Origin of the sequence: Paenibacillus sp. LPE1-1-1.1 (assembly GCF_040676435.1) — a bacterium.
Classification (GTDB): Bacteria; Bacillota; Bacilli; order Paenibacillales; family Paenibacillaceae; genus Pristimantibacillus.
Genome location: NZ_JBEGHY010000034.1, coordinates 790,024 through 804,412, shown reverse-complemented (window position 1 = coordinate 804,412; position 14,389 = coordinate 790,024). Strand labels below are relative to the sequence as shown.

The 14,389-nt window shown below is 35.8% G+C and carries 6 protein-coding genes and 1 pseudogene; 1 reads left to right on the top strand and 6 read right to left on the bottom strand.

The genetic code is table 11. The annotated features are described in order from the left end of the window. Position 1: 1 nt before the first annotated feature. The 4 genes from MRBLPE1_RS26635 to MRBLPE1_RS26620 all read right to left on the bottom strand — a co-directional run bounded on the left by MRBLPE1_RS26635 (position 2) and on the right by MRBLPE1_RS26620 (position 11,329). Positions 2 to 2,242: a sensor histidine kinase gene (locus MRBLPE1_RS26635; RefSeq protein WP_364151426.1), complete on the bottom strand. Its 2,241-nt coding sequence runs from the start codon at positions 2,240 to 2,242 to the stop codon at positions 2 to 4. 366 nt (positions 2,243 to 2,608) lie between these two features. After that, positions 2,609 to 7,963 (bottom strand): FtsK/SpoIIIE domain-containing protein, encoded by a 5,355-nt coding sequence (locus tag MRBLPE1_RS26630; protein ID WP_364151424.1) that lies wholly within the window; start codon positions 7,961 to 7,963, stop codon positions 2,609 to 2,611. Continuing rightward, entirely contained in the window at positions 7,960 to 9,501 is a 1,542-nt protein-coding gene (locus tag MRBLPE1_RS26625) for a hypothetical protein (protein WP_364151421.1), read from the bottom strand. Before MRBLPE1_RS26625 ends, MRBLPE1_RS26630 begins: the two co-directional genes overlap by 4 nt. Then, positions 9,494 to 11,329: a hypothetical protein gene (locus tag MRBLPE1_RS26620; protein WP_364151418.1), complete on the bottom strand. Its 1,836-nt coding sequence runs from the start codon at positions 11,327 to 11,329 to the stop codon at positions 9,494 to 9,496. The genes MRBLPE1_RS26625 and MRBLPE1_RS26620 overlap by 8 nt, the downstream gene beginning before the upstream one ends. A 180-nt stretch (positions 11,330 to 11,509) precedes the next feature. On the opposite strand from MRBLPE1_RS26620, the gene MRBLPE1_RS26615 reads away from it, so the two are divergent. Beyond that, entirely contained in the window at positions 11,510 to 12,466 is a 957-nt protein-coding gene (locus MRBLPE1_RS26615) for a hypothetical protein (protein WP_364151415.1), read from the top strand. A 234-nt stretch (positions 12,467 to 12,700) separates the two neighbouring features. On the opposite strand, the pseudogene MRBLPE1_RS33260 reads toward MRBLPE1_RS26615, so the two are convergent. Continuing rightward, a pseudogene (locus MRBLPE1_RS33260) lies at positions 12,701 to 12,903 on the bottom strand (IS1182 family transposase); the annotation flags it as partial. 604 nt (positions 12,904 to 13,507) lie between these two features. Continuing rightward, positions 13,508 to 14,386, bottom strand: a complete 879-nt coding sequence (locus MRBLPE1_RS26610) for a hypothetical protein (protein WP_364151412.1) — start codon at positions 14,384 to 14,386, stop codon at positions 13,508 to 13,510. Positions 14,387 to 14,389 lie beyond the last annotated feature (3 nt).

Below are 14,389 nucleotides of genomic sequence, written 5' to 3'. Positions count from 1 at the left end.
ATCAAGCCTGAATTCCCGAAAAATCAATAATGAACCTATAGTAATTCCCAAACTCGTTTTGGTCTTCTGATAATATGATTTCGGAGTGATGAAAGTTTAGTATTTCGGAGACAATATATAAACCTAATCCCCTTCCTTCTCCATCTAATTTTCTGGTGAAAAAAGGCTCAAATATATATCTAGCATCTCCATGAGTTATTCCCATACCATTATCTGAAAACTCCACAATCCCATTATCTTTAATATGAACATGAACATTCAACTGCTTTTCCGGATGCCTTTTTTTATGCTTTTGTAGCCAGTAATACGAGTTACTTAACAGATTATCAAATACTTGAATCAGCATTCCTTGGTTTGCCTTGAGGAAACATTCGCCCTCACTAGTAACATTTATTTTTATACTATCCTGTTTTTCTAATTCCCATGATAGTGATTTACTTTCACATATATCACTTATTATAGAAACTAAATTCACTTTCGACCTAGTCCTTCTTTTTGCAATGGACTGAAGATCTAATCTAGATACCACTAAATCAAGCGCCCTAGTATTGTGCAATAAATTAGTGAGAAACTCTTTCTCAGAAGGTGTTCTTCTTCTCAAATCTATTAAATAACTATTTATACGTCCAAGATAACTTCGCATTTCATGAGCTGCAGTCTCAGCAGTCATACCGATCCCCGCTAAATCAAAAATTCTCCTTTGCTGTACTTCAACGTCTTTAATTTTATCATCAAGCTCATTTACGGAGTTTTTTAACTCTAAGTACTCTCTTTCGATTACCGTGATATTTTCACTTAAGGCATTTACTGATTGGAAAATCGATGCTTTAGAACCTTTCAATAAATCGTTTAACAATCTCAGTTCATTTTTCATGTGTTCAATTCGACTCGGTAACGGTTTTATTGCCTCATGGATATCTTCCGTTTCCACAGGCCCTTTTTTAACAATCTTTTTCGGATAGTAATCTTCTATTTTATTCTTATAAGTTTTAAGTATGGACAAAAGAGCTATTTTTAAATTTTCATAAGCTTTGTTATGCACTAATCCTTCTCGGTTCGTTTGATCTTTAAGGTTACCATTATCTAGTGAAGAGATATGTATTGTACCCACCGTTTGCAAAGTATTAAACCGTATTCCGCTTGCCCTGAAACCATTACTATCTAATTCAAGCCAATCATTTCCTGGTTCAGCATATGGAAGTACTCGAAAGTTGTCACGGTAAATCATAATACCGCCATTATATTGATCAAGTATTCTTTTCTTTTCTGCATAATCCTCATAACCCTTAATTTTGTCTAGACGAGCTCTGTTACGATTAAAAAAGTAAAATTCAAAAGAAAAAGGCCCAATCTTATCCTCTGGATATTCCAAGCGACCCTCCAATTCCTGTATTACTTTTGGCATCTTACCTACAAATTCTTGTTCGTCTTCTCCTTTGATATAGTAATGTGCAGTTACTTCACTTCCTTCTATATGTCCAATAATTTTATAAGGTGCTTGATCAAGAAATTTACGATCAATTATTTCAGGTGTATAACGGTAAAAATCATTGTCCACCGTATAGATTTCCAATGTAATCTGAAATCCTTTACTTGGTTGAAAAGGATTAATATATTTCATAAAGTTTTTCTTGTAAAAATTCTCAAATCTCTTTTTATTCCATTCTTCCGAATCATAAAAATCTTTAATATCATACAATTTAATTTTAACAAATGATTCTCCGTAGTTTTTAGGAATATTTTTAGAATTAACATTCAGCAAGTGTACTTTAATGTCCTCAAGTTTAACTTTGCTAGAGTAATTGAACTTGTTCCAATCAATCATAAGTAAGCTACCATCATTTTTTGTCTTAGACTTGGTAAATAGAACTAGTTTTTCAGCCAGTTTCATTGTTGCAAAGCGGCCTAACCCCTTTTCACCAAGTGGTACTTGATTGTCTTCTTTTTTAGCATCTTCTTCTGATAAATGCTCGGTCATTCTTTTCTTAATTCGTTCTTTTTTCTCAAGTCTATCAGTTGTTCCAATTACCAGATACTTATTTAATATATCTTCACGTGACATCCCTGATCCTTGATCTTCAATTACCATTGTGCGATTAGCCTGATTTATGATGACTTTTACTGAAGGAGAGCCTGCATCAAATGCATTCTTAATAAGTTCTAAGATGGCTACTGTAGAACTACTTATCAACTGGTCACCTAAGTGAGATAATACTCTAGCCATTGCGGAGAATCGTGTCACCCGTCTGCCTCCTATCTCTTATAGAGTTTCACAGTAATTAATTCGTTACTTCTTTAAATGGAGGATTTTATAATTGAAGTCTAAAACCAACTCGCACAGCTACGTTTTTATTGTCTATTTTGCATTGTAAGATATTTATTTACGATACTCCATATTAATGAAAACATACTTCATTGTATTTAAGTTATTTTTAAAAAAAGCGGGCATGTATTCCTGCCCACTTCTTAACATAGATGTATTATCACCCTTCGTCTTTCACATTTTAGTTTGTAATATGAAAAATTATATCATGAAAAACATTCCCAAGGAAATAATTACAAATTCATAACCTGCTTTTAATCGAAGATGAGACGTTGCCCTACCATATTAATTACTATTGAATAAAACAGTACTCAAATATAACAATTGATTATTAGAAAGAAAAGGAACCTGAGCAAATATCAAGTTAGGTTCACCCTGGAGCCTTGCTGCTAAATGCCCTTTCCCAAGTAGCTTTTCTGCGCCTTTCTCCCCAAGAGATATCTCAGAAGTTCCTACACTTTCTACTCTCAGAATTAAACGATTACCTAAATTATCTCTAAGTTGGACAGGCAAAACATTTGCATCGGGCCGCTGCGCAGCAAAAATCAAATGTATCCCCGCGGCTCTTGCCTTCACCCCTAACCTTTGTACTATAGAAGAAACAGCACTCTTATATTCATCAACGAGCATCCATTCAGCGAACTCATCATGAATCAAGAAAATTAAAGGTAATTTATCTTCATCAGTAGCATTTGCATTAAAATCCATCAGATTATTTACTTTTACCTCTTTAAATTTCTGATACCTATTATTCATCTCAACTACGAGTTCTTCTAATACCTGTGTAGCTTTGTTCTGATCATCGATGATTCCTTCGACTAGGTGTGGCAGATCAGCAAGATGCATGTAATCCACACCATATTTTGGATCTATTAAATAAATATGCGCCAATTGCTTACTGTTTGTTACACAGATATCCAATATTAGATTCTGTAAAAGAACTGATTTACCACTACCTGTAGCTCCTGCTATGAGTGTATGTGGCGCATGTTGCGCTCCGCCTTCAAACTCACCGCCCAAATTCAAATAAAGTATTTCACCATCGATCTCTTTAACACCTATAACGAAACTCATATTTAAACCAGAGGCATGGTTTTGTACTTTTCTCGCTTTCCAAACATCTGCCAATGAGATACCCTGCCTATGTGGACGAGCCAATGAGACGATTATCTCTCCAGGTTGTGCCATGATATTGATAACATTAAGAGCATGTGTTGTTAAAAGAATAGATCTTCTTTTCTCAATATCATCCACTTTTAATTGGTCTGAACCCTTTAGTCTAATAACAATTGCATTAGGTGTTAAACGATGTTCAACTACTTTAGCTTGCAGGTTATAACTAATTAATGCCATTCGTAATTTATTAACAGTCTCACTCACCCATGTTTGATCTTCAATATTCTCCTCTATAGACTGAGCGTTTTGCTCTATCCAACTGGACAATGAAGCATTAGCCCAGGAAACTAAAATCTTGTTTTCTTCATTATTATTTACATCTGCCAACGTATTATCAGATTTACCTAATCCATGCCCTTCATCTGTAGTTATTGCATCCATGGATTTAATTCTCTCTTCTTTTGCCGAAGAAAGAGAAGAATTCTTATTCACTTCAAATTGTAAAGAATTAGTCATATCATCAATACTATTAGAGAAAGCACCGTTATTACTTGCTGCTATAAAATTAACTCTCGGAGCCGGTAACCTTGAATCATACATTTCCCATGGCTTACTGTCATCTAATTTTTGGCGAATCGAGATGATGGAATCTCTTTTATGATAAGCCAAAACTAAATCTCTTAATAAATCTCTAGTAAACATCTCTTGATAGCACTTCTTCGCATTGGCGATTGGGAATCTTCCACTTTCCAAGGTAGTATCCGGTAAAGTAGACAAAAATACATGAGAATAACCTTTAATTTCTATTGGGATAGATCCATTACGAATACCTTCTCGTAATGCTTCAACTGAGAATGGTGAGCCTGGTGGTAACTCGATTCCATCATTTAGCATGTCACTTAATCTTGAGAGCCACAGATCCCTATCGAGTCTACCTGGATTTCCAAATATGGCATTGTCCATTCTCGACACAGTATCACGTAGCTGTTTTGATGAATTTTTTTTCGCTTCAGATGCACCTTTTGCATCAACGTACTTTGCTTCAGAAACAAAAACCTGAAGATGCGGTTTATTTTCAACCATCTTTGGACTTAGAGCTAAAATATCAGCAATCTGTTCTTCTTTTTGACCAAGCCAAGAAGCATAGTCATCCAGAAGAAACCAGCTAATAGACTGCTCTGGTTCCATTTCAGACTGGAGTATCGCTTTACTTAGTACAACCCCAATTAACTCACCAGCAAATATTCCACGTTTAGCCGCACGTAGAACAATGTCTCCAGAGATTGTATTTGCTTCTTCGATAAAACGCTCCGTTAATTGAACCAACTCAACATCACTTAAGCCTAAATTCAATGCATTTAAACGTCTTTTCACTAGTACGTAAAGCAAATTCAACTCTGATTTGGAAGAAACAACTATATTGGATCCATGTGATTTATTATGTTGGTATTTAATTACTTTCACGCCTAAATTCTTTAATTGTCTGCGTTCTAATAGTTCATCATAATTGACTACCCATTCCCCAAGTTTATGAGCTTCATCAAATATCGCCTTCACTTTTTCATTTTGAAACGATATTTGCCTAGCCGGTAAAAAAAACGAACCTGCACTAACATCTTTTCCTTTTACTACAGAATAAACTGTTGTAAGGTACGACCACCCAACGGATGGTTGGCTTGGACACGCGAGATATACTGTTGATTTCAACTCATCCTTAGCTGTTGAGCGTCTCTTTGTCCACCTTGGCGGATAATGGTCAAGAAGATTAGGCATTTCCCTAATCTCAACCCGGTCCCATTCAAGACTTGCTTCTCTTGAAATAACATCTTGAAGGAACACAATATCAGCAAGTTTCCCATCTTTCGGATCGGATACAGATGCCTCATGTGCCATAACTCCCACACGAAGTCTCGCCATAAAATCACGACTTACTTCACTTACTACGAAAGAATCGGCTTCATTATCCGTACCTTCAACCATCTTCATATACAATTCATTTAACTTATTAGTATCGCGATGTCGCAAAATAACCTGACAGCGAACTTCCTCTTCAGTCTCATGCATAGTTGCAAGTGAACTTACAATGGTCTCTGGCAATCTAGTTGAATCACAGTTGTACAAGACTAAACTTAAATTAGTTTTTTCATGCGGTTGAAGCTCTAAATAACGTTCAACAAGCTTTAATAACTTATCACTTGCTTGTTTAGGATCTTCATTTGTCTGCATGTCGTTATTATTACGAATCGGTGACTCCATTAATGTATAGTCGTTTCGGGTATCTGTGACAGTAAGTAACACAGGTTCTTGCCCTTTATACCCTATTGATACTTCCGGATAGTATGAATTTAATATCTCCTCTTTCAAATCCATGAAGAACAAACGTTGGTCACCAAAGTCTACTTGTTCGGTGGTTAACACATAGTTAACTAAACCTATAACTTGTCGCGCCTTAACAGACTTTGCTACCATGCGCATAGGATGCCAAGGAGATATAATGGTCATTGGCTTATTTTTATCTCCAACTACCTTTACATTTCCAATGCTCATAACAGGCTGAAGGATGTTAATTCGATTCATATCCCCTAGAGCATGCTCATGTATAGTACGAAGGAATTTATCATATAGGTCACATTGCTCGATTATTGATTCCGCATTAATTCCTTCTTGCAACCAGTCTTTAATAGCCAATTTATATCTTTCAGAAAATTGAGTCCATGATTCTTTAACGGAGTCATAGTTTCGTTGAGAAAGACGCCCCTCTTCCAATGACTTTTTAAGATTACTAATAAAAACTTTTTGAAGATCAATAGTTTTAGCATAAACACCAACTAATGAGCCTCTATCTTGACCAAACACTGCTTGCAAAGTGCCAACATCACTCAAAGAAACACCTTGAAGTTTCCCTTTCTTACTAACGGGATTTTGGGAAACAGTTGAATAGGAAAAAGGATGTTCAGATAGTCTTTTTAAATCATCATGAAGTTCAAGTCCAATTCCTGATGGGTCACCTTGCCAAATGAGTTTAACATCATTTTTTTGTGTTGTTCCCTGCAAGTCATGATAAGTTAGCTCAATGTAAAACACAATTTGAATAGCAGATTTAGCGCTAGAAGTATTCTTCTTATTTTCTTTTTGTTTCCGTTCTGTAGCAAGCTGATCATATTTAAATAAATAATGGGTTTCCCATTTGACTTGCCAATCAGTTAATTTCTCCAGCCCTTTATATGCAGAGCAGAAGTATAAAGCAACATCCTCATTTAGGTCCAGCCATGATTTTTTACTGTTAGTTTTTTGGGTACGTATCTTCATTGATTTCAATCCGGTAATGCTGGCGCATTGCGCAAATAGTCTTTCAGTTGCTTCAAGCAATCCTACTAAAAAATCAGTACACTCAATTGCTTTTCCATAAACATAGCGATCCCACTCAGCCTTTAAAGACTTATCTAATTCTAAGTTTTGCCTATGTTTATCATAAAATTCCTTGTCTTCTTCTGTAGCTTCTTTTGCTTTTCTTTTTTTTAAAAACTCATCTAAATTGCTTAAATAAGTTACTTCGTCTTCTGTTAGCGTATTTGGAAATTCATCCTCGTATAATTGACGAGTTCGCTCAGCCAAGTTGATTTTTATTGGTTTTAATTCGAAAAATAAGAGGTTTACTTTATCCGCTTCCCATTCTAATTCGGACAAATTCTCTGCTGCGGTAGACCAGTTGACATTTGAGTCTATGAACAACTCCATAATGGGTTGAACAGATGGATCAATTTGGCTTCTTACTTTTTCATAAGATGTCTGAATATCGCTATTCTCTATTAATTGTCTGTTGGGATGCTGCTTATATAAATAGCAAGACCTTTTGCTATATGCATCCAAGAACATTTTTTTCCAACGACTTGCATGTCCTAATGCATTATCTGGAATTGAATCAAAATAATAAGAATCACGCGGTATGCGAAGTGCTGGCAATGCCCATCCCAGTGCCCTTACTACAGAAACACTATTCTCATAAATTATTTCACGTACCATAACAACAAACTGACTAAACTCCTCTAGGCTGCACTCACTTGCTTCTTGTAACCCCTTTAAGGATTGATGCCAATACTTTTTTTGATCATCCGTTAGTGGTAAGTCCTTGCCAGCGACTTGAACCCAAATTTCTGGCTGACTCTTTAAATCGCTTGCTCCAACTTTTGCAATATCCCTTAAAGATTGACCTTGATCATCGTTCGTATTCGCTAAAAGAATAGCCGGTTTATCACACGTAGCGTTTCTCCAATAAGTCGTTTTCTCATCTGTAACCATTTCATCAGGCAGTCCACTACCTTCAACTAGCTTTCGAGGAACTTTGATCGTTATTGATAATGATAATAATGGATCCTGACTAATCGTTTTACAAATCAATGAAACTTGATCGCCTGTAAGGCGATCTAATAGAAAACGTGCCACCCCCTCTTCTGAGTAGCTAGTCTGTAATTGTCGGCGGAGATATTCAGTTGCTACTTGTCCTATAAGCTCTAGTTGATTCATTTTAGTTCAGCCTCCAGAATTCCAAAGGGATTTTCTACATACGCACATGCATCAGATAATCTTCGTAATAATCCCATGCTTGCTAGACGTTGTTCGAGTCGCTTTGCATTTTCCGAGAATGCTTCCATATCAGCTCTACCAGAATCCGTTATTTTTTGCGCCTGCTTATCACCAATTATAAAACCATACTTATCATACAATTTTTCCAAAAAGTCCTGAAACTCCATTCTCTTAGGCACAACACAAAGAACTAAGGATTTAATCAACATATCTTGAGGAGCATATCTTAACCTTCTGGCTCCTCTTCTAGAAGATAGTCCGATTTCTTTACCCCAAACGCCATGGAACTTATCAACATGTTGCTTATGTCTATTAACAGCAGCAGTAACAAATTTATTTAACAATTCATCTGGTGAATTAGCAGACTCAACTTCATTTTCTTTATTATCTTTAGGCCAAGAGTATTCTTTCTTCAGTAGTGTAATTGCTTCAGAGACATCTGTTACTTGCTCCCATGAATCTGATTTTACAATTTCTCTTATATATGCTTCGATTGATCGACGAGACAAATTATTATGTTCTATAAATGAGTCGGAAGATAAATCCCGTATCACAGTTTTCTTTGGTGAAACAATTTCTAATATAAATGTAAGCTTTTCTTGATCCCCTAGTACAGCTCTAGCACGATTCAAACTATATATAATGAAGTGTAATCCAGTGATGTTAACAAGATGAGGAATTGCATCATAATTTGGTATGTTACTATGTAACAAGCCTAACCAATCGTCAGCAATTATTTGGTAATCTGGTAATTCCAAGTATGGTAAGTATGCTCCAGATCTAACAACTGATGAAGTTAAAATATCTTTTGGTTCCAATGCTGCAACTAGACGATTGTATTTATTCGCTTTATTTAACACACTTTTGTTAAGTAACGAAAGTATTTGATCTCCCTTTCCGCTTCGAGATAACATTAGGTATAATAGTTCCCCAGTCCTACCAAAGAATCTTCGGTCATTGGTGGAGCTGCCTTCTTTAACATTTAAATCCTCATACAAACAATCAGGACCGTACGGAAATATAAATTGTGAACTCCATCTTTTATTGTTTTCACCTTCAATGGTGGTCTCTCTTAGAAAGTTAACTACAGCTGCAAAATCTTCAAACTTTGAGAATCGCTTTTCAAGGTAACTAAAGTCAGCATTAACAATACCTGCTTGTCCCTTATTCATAACTTCAAACCATTGTGACCATGCTTCTTTATCATCATGCTTATATCTAGTAGCTATCATGGATAGCTGCGGGTTATTGAATAGTATATTACGCAAATACAATCTAGACTTTGGTGAATAAGCTAATTTATTAGCTTCTAATTCAATAAATCCTCTGCCGACCTCATATTCAGATTGAAGAACATTTAAAAACTCCATAAAACAAAGCCATGGGGTTTGCTCATCATATAAACGGTGCCCCCAGATTGCTTCATCCACCCACATATCTGCATCAATTTTAGTAGGACGCGGAAGTTTTTCATGCATTGTAGGTTACCTCCACGATTCTATCATTAATAATACCATCTTGATTTAAACGAATAATTCTGAATGACAAATCATTCTCTACATCTTCTTCATCTATTCTGCGACGAAGTTCTAACTGTTTAAGAAGTCTGCTTTTAAAGCCTAAGATATCCTCATAACACTCTCTAGAAAAACTACCTGGTAATGCTCCTTCTGCAACGCGAGAAAGGAATTCATATCTTACTAGCTGTAAAGGTAATTCAACAGCATCAACTGAAGATGCGAGTTTTACCTCGATCACAAGTTTACCTCTATCATTTATTTTAAGCTGCATACTTTCTCCACGTTTTTTGGGAACAGAGATACTTTCTTCATATATTCTACTCACTTTGGCCTGCGAGTGACTTCCGGAAGTAGCTAATATTAATTCATCGTTATTTTTTGCAAGTAGCCCCGTAAATATACGATTTAAACCTTGAGCAATTCGTGCCGTAATATTAGATGCAACTCTACTGTATTGTGCTACCTTGTATACTTCGGATAAAAATTCGCCGGCATACTGAAATGTTGTAAGCTGCCAGAGTTTAAGTTCTTCCTCCTTCTCTCGAGGAATCACAAAAAAAAGTCTCTGCCTTTGCGACCGCAGTGAAACTAAAAAGGAATCGCCACTGTCAGTCATTACTCCCTCTAAATAATCCTTTTGATTTGCTCGAAATGATTGGTCTGCCCCGTAATATGTATCATTTAGAACGAGCTCTCCGTAATATACATTAAGATCTGGATCATCTTCTCCAAATATTAAAATGTTATCAATCGTATTACTTGTCTCATAACCAATTCCGAATCTCCCTAATGCGGAAAACACGTCTGTAGACTCTCGTCGTCTTTCCGTCAGATTCTCCCCTAAAATATTGCGATAAATACTAGCATCTGAAGTTCTATTCTCATCTACAATCTTTAAAGCATCAGAGCATGTCATAAGTCTGTCTTTTGCCTCCGGGTGCCCTAATAACATGTTTGAGGTAAGAAGCAGTAACTGCCTTATAGGTAGATGTACCCCGCTTAGCTCACATAACTCCAACAAATCCGTAACTCGTGAGCGAATAAGCTGTTGGTCTGAGTCTCCTTCGAGTCTCTTTCGGTTTTCCCAAATAGGACATCTTATATCAATTTGTTCATTTTCCCTAAACGAACAGTTATTACAATCATTCCATCCAGAATGTTGCAATACAGCGTCCACGATCTGAGGAAATAGTCTTGCTGCGCTAATCCGACTCAGATTATAAAGCCTTAAATTATATCCGTTTTTTTCCCTAATTTCATTAACAAGTAAGTCTTCTACACAAAGTTTAACTGATTCTATATTTTCATCAGGTTCTATATGTTTCCAGGCATCTATTAGTTGACCATCGTTTGCTGCAATTAGAAACACATTGCTATCATCAGGGTTCATCACCGAATTCACAAATTCGTGAAGTATTCCACGTTCTTCGTCCTTAAGCTCACTTAAATCTTTAACTACATACATTTTTTTTAGACTAGGCAATACTAGCTCTTTTACCTTATCATCATTTTGCCATACCTGTTTTAGACCATTAAGGGCCAGCCAAACCTCTCTGCAGTTAAAAGTCTTCCCGTCTCCGGCAGTACCTGTTAAAATCACAGACTTAGGATTATTAGATTTAAAGTTTTCAATTAATTCATTCAAGTATACAGACTCAATTATTATAGGTTCTATATTCTTGCGTTTCATAACCCTATGTATAGACTCATCGTACATATTATCATTACGCGGGATTGGACCATATTGGCGAAGAAAACTAATCCAGTTTGATTCAACAATAGTCATTTTGTACTACCCCTTTTAAAAATTAAGTATCTTAGTTAACCATACATATTTCGACAAATCACTTCCATTCCCTTCTTTTCCAACGCCGTGTATATACCCACTAATTAGCTCCTTGATTATTCGCGATACATTTTTTTCTATATAATATATAATAAAATAAAAAGTAACGGAGACTGCCCATTGAATAATATCGGTTCATTTCTTTCTAATTATAATAAACACAGAAAAGAGACTACACATAAACAATGTCTAGCTATTGATTGTCCTGATAAAGTTATTAAAGCCCACTCAATCCAAAACAATAAAATACTAAATAAATTATCCAATAATGGAGATGTGATGTATTTTGATTTTGGAAAGATAGAATACCCCTTAAACTTAAGGAGAATAGGTAGAGGTAAAGCAACTACTTTTAGTGGCTTCTGCAGTAACCACGACAGCTTAATCTTTAGACCAATTGAGCTATATGACTACGCTCCCGGTGATAGAGAACAAGAATTCTTATTTGCATATAGATCGTTTGCACGAGCATACATAATCAAAAAAAGTGCAAAAAATCTAAATCTAAGAATGAAAACGTTTCTAGGACAAGAATCAGATACAATGTTTACAAATTCAATAGAGATAGCTTTAATTAATACTTTGGCAAAATTAGAAGAACATAAAGTTATCTTTTATAAGAACCTTGTACATAAAAAATTCCACAAAATTAAAACAGAAACAATAATTTTTGAAGAGGAATATTCGCTTGCAGCCTCGACAACCTTTTTCTTGTTAGGAGACATCAATGGTAAGGTTATTAATGACACTGTTAATGCGAACAAATATATTTCACCTTTCTTTCTTAATGTATTTCCCAAAAACGGAAAAACGTATGTTCTAATGAGTTATTTTAATAAAGATAAATATATGTACTTGGAAGTAATGAAACAAATTTTGAATTCAAGTATCGACAAACAAAAAAATATAATCTCCAACTTAATAATCATTAACGCTGAAAATTTTGTTTTCTCTCCCGATAAGTTCAATCTACTTTCGTTAAAGGAACAAGAGCATATTCTTAATATATATAATAAATGGATAACACATCAACCAGTTAAATTAGCACCTATTAAAGACTTGAATATATTTTTTTAAAAGTAAAAACCCCTCAAAAGGGAGCCACGCAAAACAAATACAAACCCTAAAAACAAGGGGCTGTCCCAAAAGTAATAAGCTCGCTGGAGAGATAGCTCGCTTTGAACAGAAATGTTGGAAAACGTGAAAAAATAGCGTTACAGGGGACTATTCATGTAACGCTATTTTTCTATTCTGGTCAATGGCTGCTTGCTTAAGTAGATTATGGGCAAGCGAAAGCAACCCGACCTCTAGTTGGGTGTAGGCATAAACGATGACCTTCGTTAACATTTTCGGGTGATAGCTGTCTCGGCCGCCGCCGGGATAAGCGTCGGCAAAGATGCGATCGCTCAGACGGTTCGAGGCAGCGTTCACGACACGAACGAGGTGATTTTCGTGATATCTTCTGACAAATCCATTGGGAGGGTAAGTTGGTCCATGGTATATTGAATGTACATAGAAACCTTCCTTTCGAAGATGGTGGGGTGGTACCTCCACTTTACCAAAGGTTGGTTTCTTTGTTTTTTACAGATTTTAAAACATTAGAGGGTGCCCTAAAGCTTAAGGCTTTTGGGACACCCTCTTGTTTTTTATTGGAAGAAAGGTGTAACTGTACCCTTCCATGTAGAACTATTTAATTCACCTTAAATAACCATCTACTTAAGACAGTTCAAGGTATTGTCGACTTCAGTTTCATTCTGTTAGTACAAAACTTCTAGTCGAATTTCAGATACGGTATAATACAGCAAGTCACTCTAACGCAGAAATGAAAAGATAACGCGGTATTCTATACAAAAATATTAGTGTCAAACTCATATTCGAGTTTAGTCCTATCTCACCACATTCTTTTTAAAGTTGACGTTAAGCTAATAAGAGCAAAGAAGCCCATCCTCTCATTAGTGAACTGTTACCCGATAGAAGGCACTATTTTCAAAGTGTCCTTCTTATGGATCACATTCAGTTCAGAGGAACGAGCCACTTTTTTAATTATTAATTATTTTCTAATTTCTGCGAGTCCGTTTTGATGAATACTGGCTTTAACAAGCTACTCGTATGCTAGTTTTAAGAAAATGAACAAACACAAGGAATATCTGCATCTTCTTTAAATAAATATTTCTCAAAACCTTCTTTTTCCATAACCTCACGGAATTTCCTCATTGTATATGATCCACCGTTCTTTTTAAGAATAGAGACATCCTTTACAAGAGTTGCCCGAAATCTCTCTTCCATTTCTTCTTGTTCTTGATATCTCTCAGGCCATATGGCATACAATGTAGCATAGTGCTGAAAACCACCTCGAACACATCTTCCAGCGCAGTTAGCATGTGAAAATCCCTTTATACCATTTCGTAATACTGTTTTTGCATTTGCATTATCCCCGTTTGAGGCCAATTGTTCTACGATATTATACATCCTTGGTAGCTCAATACCCCATTCATCCCTAATAATCCCCTTTGCATCCAAATCATCTCTAAACAGATCTATAAGTGGAAACCGGGTCTCAACCGGTTCGAGGGTAAAATGAGCGTAAAATTCTTTTAAGTTTATTGCTCGATGTTCTTCATGAGGTCCAATTCCAAAATATAAGATAGGTTCTAGATTCTTTTGATTTCTTAATTCGTCTTCAAGAAAAACAATTGTTTGTCTTACTTTTAATTCTTCAGAGCATTTAGCTAATCTAGCATTACCAAGAAATCGCTCGTCATAAAAAACTTCCTCAGGTGTTCTGCCATCTAATCTCTCAGTGATCTCCACACCAATGTATTTCGATACCTCTTCCATAAATCTGTAATTGTCTTCATCTTCCCATAGTGTATTTGTAAAGAAAAGAATACAATTCTCTTTCCCGTAAGTTTGTACCATATGATGAGCAACATATGCACTTCCAGCTCCACCACTAAACATAGCCACATGAACAGTTTTTCTCTTACTAATACTCATTGT

What these genes read in the sequence shown, in the direction of transcription:
- MRBLPE1_RS26625 (WP_364151421.1), bottom strand. Translation starts at nt 9,501, where the DNA reads ATGCATGAAAAACTTCCGCGTCCTACTAAAATTGATGCAGATATGTGG.
- MRBLPE1_RS26610 (WP_364151412.1), bottom strand. Translation starts at nt 14,386, where the DNA reads ATGAGTATTAGTAAGAGAAAAACTGTTCATGTGGCTATGTTTAGTGGT.
- MRBLPE1_RS26620 (WP_364151418.1), bottom strand. Translation starts at nt 11,329, where the DNA reads ATGACTATTGTTGAATCAAACTGGATTAGTTTTCTTCGCCAATATGGT.
- MRBLPE1_RS26630 (WP_364151424.1), bottom strand. Translation starts at nt 7,963, where the DNA reads ATGAATCAACTAGAGCTTATAGGACAAGTAGCAACTGAATATCTCCGC.